Source organism: Mycobacterium sp. E2327 (assembly GCF_001672675.1).
Classification (GTDB): Bacteria; Actinomycetota; Actinomycetes; order Mycobacteriales; family Mycobacteriaceae; genus Mycobacterium.
On sequence record NZ_LZKE01000167.1, the window covers coordinates 104,194 to 122,784 of the forward strand.

Here is an 18,591-nt window from a genome sequence, read left to right on the forward strand (position 1 = left end):
TTATGCGGCATGCGGGCGTGTTTGACCCCGGATCGGGCGGCGGCTTTTCATCTGGAAGGTCTAGGCTCACTGACGGTTGACGACCCTCGACGCTAGGAGGAATCCAGTGACCGCCACCCACACCGAGGGACCGACGTCTTATCCGCCGTCGGCGCAGTTCGCCGAGCAGGCCAACGCGGGTGAGGAGCTGTACCGCGAGGCCGAGCAGGACCGGCTGGCGTTTTGGGCCAAGCAGGCCAACCGGCTCTCGTGGTCGACACCGTTCACCGAAATCCTGGACTGGTCGGAGGCGCCCTTCGCCAAATGGTTCGCCGACGGCAAGCTCAACGTCGCCTACAACTGCGTGGACCGCCACGTGGAAGCCGGACACGGGGATCGCGTCGCCATCCACTGGGAGGGCGAGCCCGGCGACAGCCGCAGCCTGACCTATTCCGATCTGCAGAAACAGGTGTGCAAGGCGGCCAACGCGCTGACGGACCTCGGCCTGGTCGCCGGCGACCGCGTCGCCATCTACATGCCCTTGATCCCCGAGGCCGTCGTCGCGATGCTGGCCTGCGCGCGCCTGGGCGTCATGCACAGCGTCGTGTTCGCCGGTTTCACCGCCAAGGCGCTGCGGGCCCGCATCGCCGACGCCCAGGCCAAGCTGGTGATCACCACCGACGGGCAGTTCCGCCGCGGCAAGCCGGCGCCGCTGAAGGAGGCGGCCGACGAGGCGGTCTCGGATCCGGATAGCTCGGTCGAGCGCGTTCTGGTGGTGCGGCGCACCGGAATTGACGTGTCCTGGAACGACGACCGCGACCTGTGGTGGCACGATGTCGTCGACGCCGCCTCGGACGAACACACCCCCGAGGCATTCGACGCCGAACAGCCGCTGTTCCTGCTCTACACCTCGGGCACCACCGGCAAGCCCAAGGGCATCGTGCACACCAGCGGCGGCTACCTGACCCAAGCCTCCTACACGCACTACTACGTCTTCGACGTCAAACCCGAGAGCGACGTCTATTGGTGCACCGCCGACATCGGCTGGGTCACCGGACACACCTACGGTGTCTACGGCCCGCTGTCCAACGGGGTCACCGAGGTTCTGTACGAGGGAACGCCCGACTCGCCGACCCAACACCGGCATTTCGAGATCATCGAAAAGTACGGGGTGACAATTTATTACACCGCGCCCACGCTCATCCGGACGTTCATGAAGTGGGGGCGCGAGATCCCCGACGCGCACGACCTGTCCAGCCTGCGAGTGCTGGGCACGGTGGGCGAACCGATCAACCCCGAGGCGTGGCGCTGGTACCGCATGGTGATCGGCGCCGACAGCCTGCCCATCGTCGACACCTGGTGGCAGACCGAAACGGGCGCCGCGATGATCTCCCCCCTGCCCGGGGTCACCGCGGCCAAACCGGGTTCGGCGATGAGGGCATTGCCGGGCATCTCGGCAAGCATCGTCGACGACCACGGCGATCGACTGACGCCTGCCGTCCATCACGGCGAACACATCACCGGCTACTTGGTTTTGGACCAGCCGTGGCCATCGATGCTGCGCGGCATCTGGGGCGATCCGGAGCGCTACGTCGAGACCTACTGGTCCAGGTTCGCCGAGCAGGGCTGGTACTTCGCCGGCGACAGCGCCTATTTCGACCGCGACGGCGCCATCTGGGTCGTGGGCCGCATCGACGACGTGATGAACGTGTCTGGGCACCGGCTCTCGAGCGCCGAATTGGAGTCGGCGCTCGTCGGCCACCACGGCGTGGCCGAGGCGGCGGTGGTCGCGAAGACCGACGAGACCACGGGCCAAGCCGTCTGCGCGTTCGTCGTCTTGTGCGCCGAGTACGAGGTGCACGACGGGATCGTCGACGAGCTGCGCGCGGAGGTGGCCCGGGAGATCTCCCCCATCGCCAAGCCGCGCGAGATCCATGTGGTGCCCGAACTGCCCAAGACCCGCAGCGGCAAGATCATGCGCCGCCTGTTGCGCGACGTCGCCGAAAAGCGCGAGTTGGGCGACACGTCGACGCTGCTCGATCCCGGCGTGTTCGACGCGATCAGGAGCGCGAAGTAGGTCAGCCCGGCAGCGGCACGAATCCCGCGCCGGCGCGGTGCTTGGCGTTGATGTCGGCGAGGTCGGCGTTGAACGACTGCACCACCGCCGGGGTATGCAGGGGGATGTATTTGATGATGCAGGTCGGCAGGTTGTCGCTGAACGCGCCGTGAATCATGCCGACCAGCAGGTTGTTGACGGTGACGGGCGCCCCGGAGTCACCGGGTTGACCGCATACCTGCATGACGATGGTGCCGGGGTCCTGGCCCGGCCCCCAGGTGACGCCGCAGGAGTTGCCCGTCGTGCGGCCCTGCTTGCAGGCCACCTGACCGAACGTCGGATCCGGGCCGATGCCGCTGATCACGAAGCCGTTGTAGTTGGCCACCGGCGCCACCTTGGCCGGATCGAACTTGATCACCGCGTAGTCCAAATTGTCGTTGCCCGCGACCATCACGCCCAGCGGGCCGCGATCCTGGGCGGCCTCGGCCGCGACCAGCGCGCCGGGACCCCCACAGTGCGCCGAGGTGAAGCCGATCAGCTCCCCGGCCGCGTCGGTCCCGATCGTCGTCAGAGTGCACATCGTGTCCCCGTTGATGACGATGCCGGCGCCGCCGCCCATCGGGACCCGGTCGTCGCCGGCCGCCTGGGCCGGGACGCTGATCAGGGCCACCAGCACGGCCACCATCGCGGCCTTGTAGCAACGGTAGGCCCTCTGCAAAGCAACACCCCCATCGAGCTGTCGGACATCCTGAGCGGCCTGGTCAGTGTAGTCGGCCAGGGTGGCGGATTCGCCGGCGGCGACGGCGCAATTTGGTGCCCCGCCATATTCCTCTCCCGCTCAAGGGGATCGACCCGCCCGTCGCCGCGGCGGCCGTTTCGCTGTCCGGGCGCCGAACTCCGCGGTCCCGCGGCGCCTTCAGCTGGCCTCGTCTGGCACCGCACCGCATGGCAACATGAACCGCGACGAGAGAACCGAGAGGACGGTCCGTGAGCAAAGACGATCGCAACAACGGTGTGCCCAGCACGCTGACCACGATCCCGTTGGCCGACCCGCACGCCAGGCCGGCCGAGCCGTCGATCGGTGACCTGATCAAAGACGCGACAGCGCAGATGTCCACCCTGGTGCGCGCCGAGGTCGAACTGGCTCGATCCGAGATCACCCGGGACGTCAAGAAGGGCCTGACCGGCAGCGTCTATTTCATCGCCGCGCTGGTGGTGCTGTTCTACTCCACGTTCTTCTTCTTTTTCTTCCTCGCCGAACTGCTCGACGAATGGCTGTGGCGCTGGGTGGCGTTCCTGATCGTGTTCGGGATCATGGTGGTCGTCGGCGCCGTCCTCGGCCTGCTGGGCTTCCTGAAGGTCCGCCGCATCCGCGGCCCGCGCCAGACCATCGAATCGGTCAAGGAGACGCGCACCGCGCTCACCCCCGGCCACGAGAAGGCCGCCACGGGCCCGAAGGAGCTCACCGAGTCCGGCGGCGGCAGGCACGAGAAGCCCGCGGACCCCTCGGGTTGGTAGATGCCGGCACCAGATCCGTCGGTCACCCGTATCGACGGGCCGTGGCGGCACCTCGACGTGCACGCCAACGGGATCCGATTCCACGTCGTCGAAGCCCTGGCCGACGGGCAAGGTGACGGCGTTCCGCCCGCGCAGCCGGCCACCGCACGCCCGCTGGTGATGCTGCTGCACGGTTTCGGATCGTTCTGGTGGTCCTGGCGGCATCAGCTGCGCGGACTGACCGGGGCGCGCGTGGTGGCGGTGGACCTGCGCGGCTACGGCGGCAGCGATAAACCGCCCCGCGGCTACGACGGCTGGACGCTGGCCGGCGACACCGCCGGGCTCATTCGTGCGCTGGGGCACTCGTCGGCGACGCTGGTCGGCCACGCCGACGGCGGGCTGGCCTGCTGGGCCACCGCGCTGCTGCATTCGCGGCTGGTGCGCGCCATCGCGCTGATCAGCTCGCCGCACCCGGCGGCGCTGCGGCGATCCACGTTGACCCGGCGCGACCAGGGCTACGCCCTGCTGCCGACGTTGCTGCAATACCAGCTGCCCATCTGGCCGGAGCGGCTGCTGACCCGGCACGACGCCGCGGAGATCGAGCGCCTGGTCCGGGACCGAAGCTGCCCCAAATGGGTTGCCTCCGAAGACTTTTCACAGACAATCCGGCACATGCGGACGGCCATCCGGATACCGGCGGCCGCGCACTCCGCGCTGGAATATCAGCGCTGGGCGGTGCGCAGCCAGCTGCGCGGCGAGGGCCGGCGATTCATGAAGTCGATGAGCCGGCAGCTTGGCCTGCCGCTGCTGCACCTGCGCGGTGACGCCGATCCCTACGTGCTCGCCGACCCGGTGGACCGCACCCAGCGCTACGCCCCCCAGGGTCGCTACGTATCCATCGCGGGCGCAGGGCATTTCAGCCACGAAGAGGCACCCGAGGAAATCAACCGGCACCTGATGAAGTTCCTCGAGCTGGTGTACGGCCGTCCCGTCAGCTGACGCAGGACCCGGTGGCGACCTGCTGGGTGTCGCCGATCTTGGAGAGCTGGCTGGACACCTCGTCGGCGGTCAGCACGAAGCCGGTGTCGGGGTCGTCGACGGCGGCGCCGAACACGACGCCGAGCACGCGGCCGTTGAGGTCGATCAACGGTCCGCCCGAATTGCCTTGCTCCACACTGGCTCTGATGGTGTACACGTCGCGGGTGACCGGCGCCGGATCCCGGTAGATGTCGGGTCCGCTGAGCCTGATGGCCTCGCGGATCCGGGCCGGGGTGGCGGTGAAGTTGCCGCCGCCCGGATAGCCCAGCACCACAACGCTTTCGCCGCTTTTAGCCTCGCCCTGGGCGAACGCCAACGGCGGCGGCGGCAGGTTCGGGACGGCCAGGATCGCGATGTCGACCGACGGGTCGTAAGAGACCACGGTCGCGTCGATGGGGCTGCCGCTGGCGTAGATCTGGACGCTGTTGGACCCGGCCACCACGTGCGCGTTGGTCATCACCCGATCGGGTGCGACCACGAATCCGCTGCCCTCCAACACCTTTTGGCAGCTGGGCGCGAGGCTGCGCACCTTGACCACGCTCGGCGCGGCGTTCGTCACCACCGGGTTGGTGGCCAGGGCCGGATCGGGCGACGCGACCGGAATCACCGGGGTGCGGCTGAACGGCTCGAGCACCGCGGGCAGCCCGGAGGTGTTCAACAGCGCCGAGAGGCGCTTGGGCACCGTCTTGAGCCAGGGCGGCGCGACGTCGTTGACCTGCGCGAGCACCCGCGAACCCCGGACTGCGGCGGCCAGTTCCGGCTGGTCCTTGGACTGAGTCAGCGGGGTGGCCAGCAGCCACGCCGCGGTCAACACCACCACCAGCTGGACGCCCACGCCGATGACCGAGTCAACGGTTCGGATCGCGCGGCTGTGGATCGCGCCGCGAACGGCCCGCCCCAGCACCACGCCGGCGACCTCCCCGACGACCACCAGCGCGAGGATCAAGAACAGCGCGGTGAACAGCTTGGCGCGCGGCGCGGCGATGTGGCTGACGATGTGGGGCGCCAGCAGCACGCCCGCGATGGCGCCGAGCAACACGCCGACGAACGACAACAGCGAGCCCAATGCACCCGAACGCCAGCCCGAGATGGCCGCGATGAAAGCGACTGCCAGCACGGCGATGTCGAGCCACTGCGACGGCGTCATCGAATTCATGTTCATCGACTGGGGCCGCCCTTGTCGCCGACCAACACCATCGCCTCATCCAGCTCCAGGATCTTGGTGGTGTCCCAGGGCCGGGCCCAGCCGGCGACATCCAGCACCGCGGAAATCACCTGGCCGGTGAATCCCCACACCAGCATCTGATTCAACAGAAACGCTGGCCCGGCCCAGCGGCGGCCGAGGTTGCCCCGGTACACCATCAGCCGGTTCTCCGGATTGATGAAGGCGCGCACCGGAACCCGCGACACGATGGCCGTTTCGGTCTCGTCGACGACGGCCACCGGCCCCGGGTCCGGCGAGTACGCCAGCACGGGGACGACGTGGAACCGCGACGGCGCGATGAACGTCCGTTCCATCGTGGCGAGTGGACGCAGCCGGCTGACATCGATCCCGGTCTCCTCCTGCGCCTCGCGCAGCGCGGTGGCCACCGGGCCGTCGTCGCCGGGATCGGAGGCGCCGCCGGGAAAGGCCGCCTGGCCCGCGTGGTGGCGCAATGTCGAGGCCCGCACGGTCAGCAACAGGTCGGCATCGTCGGGCACACCGCCGTCGGCCGGGCCGGACTCGGGACCCGAGAACAACACCAGCACCGCCGCCTCGCGGTCGTCACCGAGCAATGACGCCATCGATGCCGCCGCCTTGGACGCGGTCACCATCGCCAGCACACCGGCCGGCAGTCGGTGCCGGTACGCCTCGGGGATCTGACCCACGTTGTCCACCAGCGGACGCAACCAAGGCGGAGACACGTCGGGCATCAGCGGGATGACTGAACTCACCGGCGCCTCCCTCGGTCCAGTCAATCTGCCTATCCCGCGTCGTTTCCGACCGCAGCGGCGATCTCGTCGGCACTGGCGAAAGGCCGCGGCAGCATCTGCGCAACGCTACCGTCCGGCCGGAGGACGACCGTCGCAGGCATCACATTTACCACACGCAGCGCGGAAGCGACCCGACGACGGCCGTCCTGCAGCGTCGGCAACCGAACACCCAACTCCGCCAACCGCAGTAACCCGGCCGTCTCGTTCTCGTCCTGGTGGACCGTCACCACCATCACGTCCGACCCGACCCGCCGCTGATACTCGGCCATCGCGGGAAGTTCGGCCGCGCACGGCGCGCACCAATAGGCCCAGAGGTTGAGGACCACCCGGTGCCCGGCCAGCGCGCGGGCGACGTCGACGGCAGAACCGTCGGCGGCACATTCCACCGTGACGCCGCGCAGCGCCGCCGGGCCGGGGCCGTCCCCCGGGGCGGGGCACGGCGGCAGGTTGGCGCGCCCGCGCGGACCCGCCAGCGCGGCCGGTGTGTCGGCGTCGCGGTGCTCGCGGGGGGCGGGCGCCTGGGTCGTCGCCGTCGGCGACGAGTCGTCGTGCAGCGAAGCCACCAGCGCCGCGATTAACGCCGCCACCACCGCCAGGATCGCGATGGTCCACCGGGTTGTCCGGGTCAACGTCGCGCGCCCCGGTATTAGAGCCCCACCAGGGCCAGCAGGTGCTCGGCTTCCGGGCCCTGGACGAGCGGCGCGGCGAGCAGCGGTTCGGTGGGGCCCAGCCCGAAGGACGGGCAGTCCTTGGCGAGGATGCAGGCGCCGCACGCCGGTTTGCGGGCGTGACAGACCCGGCGGCCGTGGAAGATGACGCGGTGGCTGAGCATGGTCCACTCCCGGCGTTCGATCAGCTCGCCGGCAGCGTGCTCGATCTTGACCGGATCCTTTTCGATGGTCCATCGCCATCTGTGCATCAAGCGCGAGAAATGGGTGTCGACGGTGATTCCCGGGATGCCGAAGGCGTTGCCCAGGATGACGTTGGCGGTCTTGCGACCCACTCCGGGCAGGGTGACCAGCTCGGCCATCGTCGAGGGCACCTCGCCGTCGAACCGCTCGACGAGGGCCTGCCCCAGGCCGATCAGCGACGACGCCTTGTTGCGGAAGAAACCGGTGGGTCGGATGAGGTTTTCCAGCTCGTCGCGGTCGGCTTGCGCATAATCCAGCGCGGAGCGGTATCGCTTGAACAATGCCGGCGTGGTCAGGTTGACCCGCTTGTCGGTGCTCTGCGCCGAGAGGATGGTGGCCACCGTCAGCTCCAGCGGCGTCGTGAAGTCCAGCTCGCAGTGGGCGTCCGGAAACGCTTGCGCCAGTGCGCGATTCATTCGCCGCGCCCGTCGCACCAACCCCACTCGCGTCTCTTTGGACCAGCGATCGGCGACGACACCGTCCGAAGCGGAAGGCGTTGACTTCGAACGTCCGGATGCCTTTGCCGCTGTCACCTACGACAGAGTACTGATTTCGTGATCTGGCTGAGACCTAAGCCATGTTTACTTTCCCTGTGTCATGGTTGCTGGTGGCGTGCGTTCCCGGGCTGTTGATGCTCGTGACGTTCGGTCTGGGGCGGCTGGAATCCGACCTGTCCAATGACACCGTCTCGGTGACCGATGTCGACGAGTTCCTCGAGTACGCCGAGGCCGTCGACGTGCACACGCTGGCCCGCGAAGGCATGCCAGAGGCGCTGGAATACCTGCACCGGCGCCAGGCCCTGCGGCCCGCGGACGCACCGCCGGCGCAACCGGCGATCGGACCGCGGCACGCCAAGCCGGTGTTTGCCACCGCCCCCGGTGACCGCGAGCAGGCCGGTCTAGCGACGCCGATACGGGCCCGTTCAGGTGTCAATCCGCAATTTAGGGGGACTAGACACGTCAATCGTGTGTAGCGTGGCACGTTGGACACAATTGGCCTACCTCTAGACTTACGTCACACGGGCAGGGTTGGCCTGCCCGTATCACTACTGGAAGCTGAAGAGGCAACGGTGGACGAGATCCTGGCAAGGGCAGGAATCTTCCAAGGGGTTGAGCCCGGCGCGGTCACCGCGCTGACCAAGCAATTGCAACCCGTCGACTTCCCGCGCGGGCACACGGTTTTCGCCGAGGGGGAACCGGGCGACCGGCTGTACATCATCGTTTCGGGGAAGGTCAAAATCGGCCGGCGGTCGCCGGACGGCCGCGAGAATCTGCTGACGATCATGGGCCCGTCGGACATGTTCGGCGAGTTGTCGATCTTCGACCCGGGCCCGCGGACTTCCAGCGCGACCACCATCACCGAAGTTCGGGCCGTGTCGATGGACCGCGACGCGCTGCGGGCGTGGATCGCGGATCGCCCGGAAATCGCCGAGCAACTGCTGCGGGTCCTTGCCCGACGGCTGCGGCGGACCAACAACAACCTGGCCGACCTCATCTTCACCGACGTGCCCGGCCGGGTGGCCAAGCAGCTGCTGCAGCTCGCCCAGCGGTTCGGCACCCAGGAGGGTGGCGCGATGCGGGTCACCCACGACCTCACCCAAGAGGAGATCGCCCAACTGGTGGGCGCTTCGCGGGAAACGGTCAACAAGGCCCTGGCCGACTTCGCCCACCGCGGCTGGATCCGCCTGGAGGGCAAGAGCGTGCTGATCTCGGACTCCGAGAGGCTCGCCCGCCGAGCGCGCTAATCGTCTTCCGCGACCAGACGCAGAATCGCACTGTTGCAGCGTTTGGCGTGCGAGTCTGCGTCTGCTCGCGGTATCAGTCTCGACGCAGGTAGTCCAGTTGCGCCTGCACCGACCATTCGGCCGCGTCCCAGAGCTTCTCGTCGACGTCGACATAGACGTACTCGACGATCTCACGCGTGGTGGCCTCGTTACCGAGATCCCACAGCGCGGCGCGCACCTGCTCCAGGCGCTCGTGCCGGTGCGTCAAGTAGCCCGACGCGACGGATTCCAGGTCGGCCAGCTGCGGGCCGTGCCCGGGCAGCACCGTGCGCCGGCCCAAACCGCGTAGCCGCCGCAGCGATTCCAGGTAGTCGGCCAGGCTGCCGTCCTCCTTGTCGATGACGGTGGTGCCGCGGCCCAGCACGGTGTCCGCGGTCAGCACGGCATCGTCGAGCAGGAACGACAGCGAGTCGGCGGTGTGGCCGGGCGTCGCCATCACCTTGATCTTGAGGCCGGCCGCATCGATCACTTCGCCTTCGGTGAGGTGACCGCCGAGGCCGCGCAGGAATCCGCTGCCCGCGGACCGGACCGTCGCCCCGGTCAGCTCGACTAGCTTGTCGATGCCGTCGGTGTGGTCGCCGTGCCGGTGGCTGATCAGTACCAGCGCGACGCGGCCGAGCGCGGCGATCCGGGCGATGTGCTCGTCGTCGTCGGGGCCGGGATCCACGATCACCAGCTCGTCGCTGCCGGGGCCGCGCAGCACCCAGGTGTTGGTGCCCTCCAGCGTCATCAGGCCCGGGTTGTCGGCCAACAGCACCGAGGCAGTGTCGGTGACCGCCCGCAGCCTGCCGTATGCGGGATGGGTCAGCGACTCGGCGGTCTCGGTCACGGTCGTCAGCCGACCTCCACGATCAGCTCCACTTCGACGGGCGCATCCAGCGGCAGCTCGGACACCCCGACCGCCGAGCGCGCGTGGGCGCCTTGGTCGCCGAACACCTCGCCGAGCAGGTCGGAGGCCCCGTTGACGACGCTGGGCTGCCCGTTGAAACCCGGAGCCGAGGCGACGAACCCGACGACCTTGACCACCCGCGCGACGGCGTCGATGCCCACCAGCGAATGCACGGCCGCCAGCGCGTTGAGCGCACAGATCCGCGCCAGCGACTTGGCGTCCTCGGGGCTGACCTCGGCGCCGACCTTGCCGGTCCGCGGGAGCTTCCCGTCCTGCACCGGCAGCTGACCCGAGGTGTAGACCAGGTTGCCGGTCCGCACCGCGGGAACGTAGGAGGCGAGCGGCGCAACCACCTCGGGAAGTGTGAGGCCGAGCTGCCCGAGCCGGGCCGATGCGCTCATCTCTATTTGGGGCGCTTCAAATATGCGACGTGCTGCTCGCCGGTGGGCCCGGGTAGCACGGACACCAACTCCCAGCCGTCGGCGCCCCACTGGTCCAGGATCTGTTTGGTGGCGTGCGTCAGCAGCGGGACCGTGACGTATTCCCATGCGGTGGGTTGGCTCATGACGCGAGCTTATCGGTCAGCTTTCCAGGGCTCTGGCCAGCCCAAGGGCGGTGCGGCGGTCGGGCTAGCATGCGAAGGTGGCATCCACTGGAAACGGCGGTAGTTCCGTCGGCTGGCCCGCCCGCTTGTCGAGGGCGCGCTTACATTTCGTGACCGGCAAGGGCGGGACGGGTAAGTCGACGGTCGCGGCCGCGCTCGCCCTGACGCTGGCGGCGGGCGGCCGCAAGGTCCTGCTCGTCGAAGTCGAAGGCCGCCAAGGGATTGCGCAACTGTTCGACGTCCCGCCGCTGCCCTACGAGGAGGTCAAGATCGCCACCGCCGAGCGCGGCGGGCAGGTCAACGCGCTGGCCATCGACATCGAGGCCGCGTTCCTGGAATACCTGGACATGTTCTACAACCTGGGCATCGCGGGCCGGGCGATGCGACGCATCGGCGCCATCGAGTTCGCGACGACGATCGCGCCCGGCCTGCGCGACGTGCTGCTCACCGGCAAGATCAAGGAGTCGGTGGTCCGCCTCGAAAAGGGGGCCAAGAACCCGGTCTATGACGCGGTGGTCGTCGACGCGCCGCCGACCGGCCGCATCGCGCGCTTCCTCGATGTCACCAAGGCGGTGTCCGACCTGGCCAAGGGCGGCCCGGTGCACTCGCAGTCCGAGGGTGTGGTGAAGCTGTTGCACTCCGATCAGACCGCCATCCATCTGGTCACGCTGCTGGAGGCGCTGCCGGTGCAGGAAACGCTCGAGGCCATCGAGGAGCTCGCCGAGATGGAACTGCCGATCGGCAGCGTGATCGTGAACCGCAACATCCCGTCGTTCCTGGAGCCGCGCGATCTGGCGAAGGCCGCCGAGGGGGACGTGGACGCGGACTCCGTGCGGGCCGGCCTTGAAATGGCGGGAATCAAGCTCGCCGACACCGACTTTGCGGGCCTGCTGACCGAGACCATTCAGCATGCCACCCGGATCACCGCACGCGCCGAGACGGCGCAGCAACTCGACGCGTTGAAGGTCCCGCGCCTGGAGCTGCCGGCGATTTCCGATGGCATCGACCTCGGCAGCCTGTATGAGTTGTCGGAAACTCTTGCGCAGCAGGGGGTCCGATGAGCGTCACGACGAAAACCCTTGATATGGCGGCGATCCTGGCTGACCGATCCAATCGGGTGGTGGTGTGCTGCGGGGCCGGCGGGGTGGGCAAGACGACCACCGCAGCCGCGATGGCGATGCGCGCCGCCGAATATGGCCGCACCGTATGCGTTTTGACGATCGACCCGGCCAAGCGACTGGCGCAGGCGCTCGGGGTCAACGACCTCGGCAACACCCCGCAGCGGGTGCCGTTGGCGCCCGAAGTACCCGGCGAGCTGCACGCGATGATGCTCGACATGCGCCGCACCTTCGACGAGATGGTGATGCAGTATTCCGGCCCCGAGCGGGCAGAGGCGTTGCTGAACAACCAGTTCTACCAGACGGTCGCCACGTCGCTTGCCGGCACGCAGGAGTACATGGCGATGGAGAAGCTCGGCCAGTTGTTGAGCCAGGACCGCTGGGACCTCATCGTCGTGGACACCCCGCCGTCGCGCAACGCGCTGGACTTCCTGGATGCGCCGAAACGGTTGGGCAGCTTCATGGACAGCCGGCTGTGGCGGCTGCTGCTCGCACCCGGCCGCGGCATCGGCCGATTGGTCACCGGCGCAATGGGTTTGGCGATGAAGGGCATGTCCACGATCATGGGCTCACAATTGCTCAGCGACATCGGTTCATTCGTGCAGTCACTGGAATCGACCTTCGGCGGGTGGCGGGAGAAGGCCGACCGAACCTACTCGCTGCTGAAGAGACGCGGCACGCAGTTCGTCGTGGTGTCGGCCGCCGAACCCGACGCGCTGCGCGAGGCGGCCTTCTTCGTCGACCGGCTGTCGCAGGAGGGCATGCCGCTCGCGGGGCTCGTCCTCAACCGCACCCACCCGACGCTGTGCTCGCTGCCGGTCGAACGGGCCATCGACGGAAGCGAGACGCTCGACGCCTCCGATTCCGAGGCCGCCGCGCTGGCCTCCGCCGTGCTGAAGATCCACGCCGACCGGGCGCAAACCGCCAAACGCGAGATCAGGCTGCTCTCCCGTTTCACCGGCGCCCACCCGCATGTACCGGTCATCGGGGTTCCGTCGCTGCCGTTCGACGTTTCCGATCTCGACGCGCTGCGGGCGCTCGCCGATCAGATCACCGCCCCCGGTGACGAGGCGGCGCGCGCGGCGAGCCGCTGAGAACACGGCGCTGGGTGAGCGAATCAATCTGTTGGGCACACGCCGGTCAGGCGCGTGCGGAGGCTATTTGACACGAGACATGACCGGTCGGCGCCGGCCGATTCGTTGCTATCGAATTCCTATTGGACACAAGCGAGCTCGTATTAGACACGGGCCAGTTGTATATTGAACACAGTCCAATTAAGAGTGCCGCTTAGGCTGTAACATTAATGTAATCACGAAAACAGTTATTTTCAGAACCGTTAGTTCGGGGCCGCCCGCGATAGCGGGACGCGTCCGTGAATAACCCCGAGTCAGCCGGCGGTGCGGCCGCGGCGCTTGTCGAAAAAGTCCTGCCAGGAGACGACTTCGGGATGCTGCTTGAGCAGCGCGCGGCGCTGACGCTCGGTCATGCCGCCCCACACCCCGAACTCGACCTTGTTGTCCAACGCGTCCGCCCCGCACTCCTGCATCACCGGGCAGTGGCGGCAGATCACCGCCGCCTTGCGCTGGGCGGCCCCCCGAACAAACAGTTCATCGGGGTCGGTGGTCCGGCACAGCGCCTTCGAAACCCATGCGATTCGTTCCTCGGCGTCGACACTTCGCAATACGCCCTGAGCAGCCGCGATGTTCGTTCGACGTGCGGCCGGCCGTGAACCTGACACGAGCTGTTCCCTTCCTTCCGACCGCTCGTCGCGGCCGCCCTCCTCGGGTGCAGACCCCTGCTGCGATCTACGCCACACCATGCAAATCGGTGTTATCTGAATCTCACCGTGTGTCTAAGTTAGGTGGTCAGGTGGCAATTGCGCAACAGTCTGATAACGCTTTTTTTGGGACGGGCGTGCAGCCTTACCGAAAAGGATAATGCCGAGCGGCGCCCCGCGCACTTCACCTCGGTGGCTCACCCGTGACGGAACCGAAAATTTTATGCCGAGCCCCATCGTAAGTTCGCTGGTCACGCTGCGGGAGGGCTTCGGGCCAACTCGTCGCGTGGCCAGGTGAGCGGGGGCGGCTACCCTAGAACGCATGTCAGACCGCCCCCCGGCCGCGCTCACGGTTCTCAAGCTCGCGGGGTGCTGTTTGTTGGCCAGCGTCGTCGCCACGGCCCTGATGTTTCCGCTCGCGGGCGGGATCGGGCTGATGTCCAATCGGGCCTCTGAAGTCGTCGCCAACGGGTCCGCCCAGCTGACGCAGGGCGAGGTGCCCGCGGTGTCGACGATGGTCGACAAGAAGGGCAACGTAATCGCGTGGCTTTACTCTCAGCGCCGCTTCGAGGTGCCCACCGACAAGATCGCCAACACCATGAAACTGGCGATCGTCTCGATCGAGGACAAGCGCTTCGCCGACCACAACGGAGTGGACTGGAAGGGCACCCTGACGGGGCTGGCCGGGTATGCGTCCGGCGACGTCGACACCCGCGGCGGGTCGACCATCGAACAGCAGTACATCAAGAACTACCAGCTGCTCGTGACCGCCCAGACCGACGCCGAGAAGCGCGCGGCGGTCGAAACGACCCCGGCGCGCAAGCTGCGCGAGATCCGGATGGCGCTCACGCTGGACAAGACCTTCACCAAGCCGGAGATCCTGACGCGCTATCTGAACCTGGTGTCGTTCGGGAACGGTTCGTTCGGTGTGCAGGACGCGGCCCAGACCTACTTCGGCATCAACGCCTCGGACCTGAACTGGCAGCAGGCGGCCCTGCTCGCGGGCATGGTGCAGTCGACCAGCGCGCTCAACCCGTACACCAACCCCGACGGCGCCCTGGCCCGACGGAACCTGGTCCTCGACACCATGATCGAGAACCTGCCCCAGGAGGCCGACGCCCTGCGGGCCGCCAAGGCCACGCCGCTCGGCGTGCTGCCCCAACCCAACGAGCTGCCCCGCGGCTGCATCGCGGCCGGCGACCGCGCCTTCTTCTGCGACTACGTCCAGGAGTACCTGTCGCGCGCGGGGATCAGTAAGGAACAGGTGGCCCGGGGCGGCTACCTGATCCGCACCACGCTGGACCCGGACGTGCAGATTCCGGTCAAGGCGGCCATCGACAAGTTCGCGAGCCCGACCCTGCCAGGCATCTCGAGCGTCATGAGCGTCATCGAGCCGGGCAAGACCTCCCACCACGTGATGGCGATGGCCAGCAACCGCACCTACGGCCTGAACCTCGACGCCGGCGAGACGATGCGGCCGCAACCGTTCTCCCTCGTCGGCGACGGCGCCGGCTCGGTCTTCAAGATCTTCACCACCGCCGCGGCGCTGGACATGGGGATGGGCATCAACGCCACGCTCGAGGTGCCGGGCCGATTCCAGGCCAAGGGCATGGGCAGCGGCGGGGCCAAGGGCTGCCCGAAGGACACCTGGTGCGTCGTCAACGCGGGTAACTACCGGGGCTCGATGAACGTGACCGACGCGCTGGCCACCTCGCCGAACACCGCGTTCGCCAAGCTGATCCAGCAGGTCGGCGTGACCCGGACGGTGGACATGGCGATCAAGCTGGGGCTGCGGTCCTACGCCGATCCCGGCACCGCGCGCGACTATAACCGCGACAGCAACGAGAGCCTGGCCGACTTCGTCAAGCGGCAAAACATCGGCTCGTTCACCCTCGGCCCGATCGAGGTGAACGCGCTGGAGTTGTCCAACGTCGCCGCCACCCTGGCCTCCGGCGGCGTGTGGTGCCCACCGAACCCGATCGACAAGCTGATCGACCGCAACGGTAACGAGGTCTCCGTGACGACCGAGACCTGCGATCAGGTGGTGCCCGAAGGCCTGGCCAACACCATGGCCAACGCGATGAGCAAGGACGCCGTCGGCAGCGGCACGGCGGCCGGCTCGGCCGGCGCGGCGGGCTGGGACCTGCCGGTGTCCGCGAAGACCGGCACCACCGAGGCGCACAGATCCTCCGCTTTCGTCGGTTTCACCAGCCACTACGCGGCGGCCAACTACATCTACGACGACTCACCCAACCCGACGGACTTGTGCTCCGCCCCGCTGCGTCACTGCGGCGAGGGCGACCTCTACGGCGGGAACGAGCCGGCGCGCACCTGGTTCACCGCGATGAAACCGATCGCGACCAACTTCGGCGAGGTGAAGCTGCCGCCGACCGATCCCCGCTACGTCGAGGGCTCCCCGGCGTCCCGGGTGCCCGCCGTCACCGGCCTGGACGTCGACGCGGCCCGCCAGCGCATCAAGGAGGCGGGCTTCCCGGTCGCCGACCAGACCAACTCCGTGAACAGCAGCGCGAAGGCGGGCGAGGTGGTCGGAACGTCGCCGTCCGGCCAGACGATTCCGGGCTCGATCATCACGATCCAGGTCAGCAACGGCATCCCGCCGGCGCCACCGCCACCGCCCGAGGGCGCGCCACCGGTGGTGGGGTCGCAGGTGGTCGAGATCCCCGGCCTGCCGCCGATCACGATTCCGCTGCTGGCGCCCCCGCCGCCGCCCGGGGCGCCCCCTCCGTAGCGGGTCCGCAACACGGACTTGTGGCGCAAGCTATACGCGCCCAGACCGCAACCGGCAGTAGGCTTCCTGCATGGCTGACGTTCGCCCGACTGCCCTGCCCGTCCTGATGCGCACCGGCGCCGTCGCGCTCGGCTCGACCCTGGCCGGCATCGGTTACGCCTCGCTCGTCGAGCGCAACGCGTTCGTCCTGCGCGAGATAACCATGCCCGTCCTGTCGCCGGGCTCCACGCCGCTACGGGTGCTGCACATCAGCGACCTGCACATGACGCCCAACCAGCGCCGCAAGCAGGCCTGGCTGCGCGAGCTGGCCGCCTGGGAGCCCGACCTCGTCGTCAACACCGGCGACAACCTGGCGCACCCCAAGGCGGTGCCCGCGGTGGTGCAGACGCTGGGCGACCTGCTGTCGCGGCCGGGCGTTTTCGTCTTCGGCAGCAACGACTACTTCGGGCCCCGCCTGAAGAACCCGCTGAACTACCTGACCAACCCGTCGCACCGGGTCCGCGGCGAGCCGCTGCCCTGGCAGGACCTGCGGGCGGCGTTCACCGAGCGCGGTTGGCTCGACCTGACGCACACCCGCCGCGAGTTCGAGGTGGCCGGGCTGCACATCGCGGCCGCGGGCGTGGACGACCCGCACATCGACCGGGACCGCTACGACGCGATCGCGGGGCCGGCCAGCCCGGCCGCGAACCTGCGGCTTGGTTTGACGCACTCCCCCGAGCCGCGGGTGCTGGATCGCTTCGCCGCCGACGGCTATCAGCTGGTGATGGCCGGGCACACGCACGGCGGGCAGCTGTGTCTGCCGTTCTACGGCGCCCTGGTGACCAACTGCGGCCTGGACCGCTCGCGGGCCAAGGGACCGTCGCGCTGGGGGGCGAACATGGCGCTGCACGTCTCCGCCGGGATCGGCACCTCGCCTTTTGCGCCCGTGCGATTCTGCTGCCGGCCCGAGGCGACCCTGCTGACGCTGATCGCCAGCCCCATGGGCGACCGCGATTCGACCAGCGACCTGAGCCGTTCACAGCCGACCGCTTCGGTGCGTTGAGCGATCGGACCCGGATCGCGGTCCGCACCCTGCCCCGAAGCTGGACGGACGATGCGATCCGGCTGATCCAGGCCGACGCGCGCCGCAGCGCCGACACCCACCTGCTGCGTTATCCCCTGCCGTCGGCGTGGGCCGGCGACGCGGACGTCGCGCTGTACCTCAAGGACGAGAGCACGCACATCACCGGCAGCCTCAAGCACCGGCTGGCGCGCTCGTTGTTTTTGTACGCGCTGTGCAACGGCTGGATCGGCGAGGGCACCACCGTCGTCGAGGCGTCCTCGGGTTCGACGGCGGTGTCGGAGGCGTACTTCGCCGCCCTGCTGGGGCTGCCGTTCGTCGCGGTGATGCCCGCGTCGACCAGCGCCGCAAAGATCGCGCTGATCGAATCACAGGGCGGCCGTTGCCATTTCGTGACGGACTCGAGCCAGGTGTACGCCGAGGCCGAGCGCGTCGCCAAGGACACCGGCGGGCACTACCTGGATCAGTTCACCAACGCCGAGCGCGCCACCGACTGGCGCGGCAACAACAACATCGCCGAGTCGATCTACGAGCAGATGCGCGACGAGAAGCACCCCGTCCCGGAGTGGATCGTGGTCGGCGCCGGCACCGGCGGCACCAGTGCGACCATCGGCCGCTACATCCGCTACCGGCGGCACGCGACCCGGCTGTGCGTCGTCGACCCGGAGAACTCCGCGTTCTTTCCCGCCTACGCCGAGGACCGCTTCGACATCGTGATGTCCAACTCTTCGCGGATCGAGGGCATCGGCCGGCCGCGGGTCGAGCCGTCGTTTCTGCCCGGCGTCGTCGACCGCATGGTCGCGGTGCCCGACGCGGCGTCCATCGCCGCCGCCCGCCACGTCAGCGCCGTCCTGGGGCGCCGAGTGGGGCCGTCGACGGGCACCAACCTGTGGGGCGCCTTCGGGCTGCTCGCCGAGATGGTCTCCGCGGGCAGCAGCGGGTCGGTGGTCACCCTGCTGGCCGACAGCGGTGACCGCTACGCCGACACCTATTTCAACGACGAGTGGGTCAGCGCGCAGGGGCTCGATCCCGCCGGCCCCGCCGAAGCGCTGGTTGAATTCGAGCACAGCTGCGCGTGGTCTAGTGTCGTGAGTCGTTAATTCGCCCGCTCTTGTTAGAATGGGTGATGCCGTCGCCGCATGCTGCGCAGATCGTG

At 68.3% G+C, this 18,591-nt stretch carries 19 protein-coding genes; 10 read left to right on the plus strand and 9 right to left on the minus strand.

Translation table 11 applies throughout. The features are described from left to right. Positions 1-106: 106 nt before the first annotated feature. Positions 107-2,056 carry an acetate--CoA ligase gene (gene acs / locus A5712_RS20135; protein ID WP_068108631.1) on the plus strand — a complete coding sequence of 650 codons (1,950 nt, stop codon included), beginning with the start codon at positions 107-109 and terminating at the stop codon, positions 2,054-2,056. 1 nt (position 2,057) lies between these two features. Here acs and A5712_RS20140 read toward each other — a convergent pair whose 3' ends face one another. Further along, the gene (locus tag A5712_RS20140) at positions 2,058-2,720 is read right to left on the minus strand and encodes a peptidase (RefSeq protein WP_068108633.1); all 663 of its coding nucleotides are present in this window, start codon (positions 2,718-2,720) and stop codon (positions 2,058-2,060) included. Positions 2,721-3,022: 302 nt separating this feature from the next. Here A5712_RS20140 and A5712_RS20145 point away from each other — a divergent pair, with 302 nt between their 5' ends. Then, positions 3,023-3,553, plus strand: a complete 531-nt coding sequence (locus tag A5712_RS20145) for a phage holin family protein (RefSeq protein ID WP_068108637.1) — start codon at positions 3,023-3,025, stop codon at positions 3,551-3,553. Next, entirely contained in the window at positions 3,554-4,531 is a 978-nt protein-coding gene (locus tag A5712_RS20150) for an alpha/beta fold hydrolase (RefSeq protein WP_068108642.1), read from the plus strand. On the opposite strand, the gene marP is transcribed toward A5712_RS20150, so the two are convergent. From marP to nth, 4 genes are read right to left on the minus strand one after another with little or no spacing between them, the layout of a single operon-like run. After that, on the minus strand, positions 4,524-5,717 hold the full coding sequence (gene marP, locus A5712_RS20155; RefSeq protein WP_156766667.1) for an acid resistance serine protease MarP: 1,194 nt from the start codon (positions 5,715-5,717) through the stop codon (positions 4,524-4,526). The two genes, A5712_RS20150 and marP, sit on opposite strands and share 8 nt — an antisense overlap. 11 nt (positions 5,718-5,728) lie before the next feature. Then, a complete protein-coding gene (locus A5712_RS20160) occupies positions 5,729-6,484 on the minus strand; it encodes a CoA pyrophosphatase (RefSeq protein WP_082973544.1) in 756 nt (251 codons plus the stop codon). A 50-nt stretch (positions 6,485-6,534) separates the two neighbouring features. Beyond that, positions 6,535-7,173, minus strand: coding sequence for a TlpA disulfide reductase family protein (locus A5712_RS20165; protein WP_068108650.1), 639 nt, complete (start codon positions 7,171-7,173; stop codon positions 6,535-6,537). A gap of 17 nt (positions 7,174-7,190) precedes the next feature. Continuing rightward, a complete protein-coding gene (gene nth / locus A5712_RS20170) occupies positions 7,191-7,871 on the minus strand; it encodes an endonuclease III (RefSeq protein ID WP_068108653.1) in 681 nt (226 codons plus the stop codon). Between the two features lie 161 nt (positions 7,872-8,032). Here nth and A5712_RS20175 point away from each other — a divergent pair, with 161 nt between their 5' ends. Together A5712_RS20175 and crp are read left to right on the plus strand one after the other, a co-directional pair. Next, positions 8,033-8,428, plus strand: a complete 396-nt coding sequence (locus A5712_RS20175) for a hypothetical protein (protein ID WP_082973541.1) — start codon at positions 8,033-8,035, stop codon at positions 8,426-8,428. A gap of 96 nt (positions 8,429-8,524) precedes the next feature. Continuing rightward, positions 8,525-9,199: a cAMP-activated global transcriptional regulator CRP gene (gene crp / locus A5712_RS20180; RefSeq protein WP_036465140.1), complete on the plus strand. Its 675-nt coding sequence runs from the start codon at positions 8,525-8,527 to the stop codon at positions 9,197-9,199. A gap of 73 nt (positions 9,200-9,272) precedes the next feature. On the opposite strand, the gene A5712_RS20185 is transcribed toward crp, so the two are convergent. Genes A5712_RS20185 through A5712_RS30960 form a run of 3 tightly spaced genes read right to left on the minus strand, consistent with a single transcriptional unit; the run spans position 9,273 to position 10,692 of the window. Further along, positions 9,273-10,067, minus strand: coding sequence for an MBL fold metallo-hydrolase (locus A5712_RS20185; RefSeq protein WP_068108659.1), 795 nt, complete (start codon positions 10,065-10,067; stop codon positions 9,273-9,275). A gap of 5 nt (positions 10,068-10,072) precedes the next feature. Then, complete coding sequence (locus tag A5712_RS20190; protein WP_068108662.1) at positions 10,073-10,528, minus strand: RidA family protein; 456 nt, start codon at positions 10,526-10,528, stop codon at positions 10,073-10,075. 2 nt (positions 10,529-10,530) lie between these two features. Beyond that, positions 10,531-10,692: a DUF4177 domain-containing protein gene (locus A5712_RS30960; protein ID WP_007166633.1), complete on the minus strand. Its 162-nt coding sequence runs from the start codon at positions 10,690-10,692 to the stop codon at positions 10,531-10,533. A 77-nt stretch (positions 10,693-10,769) separates the two neighbouring features. Here A5712_RS30960 and A5712_RS20195 point away from each other — a divergent pair, with 77 nt between their 5' ends. Both A5712_RS20195 and A5712_RS20200 read left to right on the plus strand, forming a co-directional pair. Then, a complete protein-coding gene (locus A5712_RS20195; protein ID WP_068108663.1) occupies positions 10,770-11,792 on the plus strand; it encodes an ArsA family ATPase in 1,023 nt (340 codons plus the stop codon). Next, positions 11,789-12,943, plus strand: coding sequence for an ArsA family ATPase (locus A5712_RS20200; protein WP_068108666.1), 1,155 nt, complete (start codon positions 11,789-11,791; stop codon positions 12,941-12,943). Before A5712_RS20195 ends, A5712_RS20200 begins: the two co-directional genes overlap by 4 nt. Before the next feature lie 293 nt (positions 12,944-13,236). On the opposite strand, the gene A5712_RS20205 is transcribed toward A5712_RS20200, so the two are convergent. Next, complete coding sequence (locus A5712_RS20205) at positions 13,237-13,587, minus strand: WhiB family transcriptional regulator (protein ID WP_068108670.1); 351 nt, start codon at positions 13,585-13,587, stop codon at positions 13,237-13,239. 361 nt (positions 13,588-13,948) lie between these two features. Here A5712_RS20205 and ponA2 point away from each other — a divergent pair, with 361 nt between their 5' ends. The 3 genes from ponA2 to A5712_RS20220 all read left to right on the plus strand — a co-directional run bounded on the left by ponA2 (position 13,949) and on the right by A5712_RS20220 (position 18,535). Further along, positions 13,949-16,375 carry a transglycosylase/D,D-transpeptidase PonA2 gene (gene ponA2 / locus A5712_RS20210; protein ID WP_068108673.1) on the plus strand — a complete coding sequence of 809 codons (2,427 nt, stop codon included), beginning with the start codon at positions 13,949-13,951 and terminating at the stop codon, positions 16,373-16,375. Positions 16,376-16,445: 70 nt separating this feature from the next. After that, on the plus strand, positions 16,446-17,417 hold the full coding sequence (locus A5712_RS20215) for a metallophosphoesterase (protein ID WP_068108677.1): 972 nt from the start codon (positions 16,446-16,448) through the stop codon (positions 17,415-17,417). Continuing rightward, a complete protein-coding gene (locus tag A5712_RS20220; protein WP_068108680.1) occupies positions 17,414-18,535 on the plus strand; it encodes a PLP-dependent cysteine synthase family protein in 1,122 nt (373 codons plus the stop codon). The genes A5712_RS20215 and A5712_RS20220 overlap by 4 nt, the downstream gene beginning before the upstream one ends. The last annotated feature ends 56 nt before the right edge of the window (positions 18,536-18,591 follow it).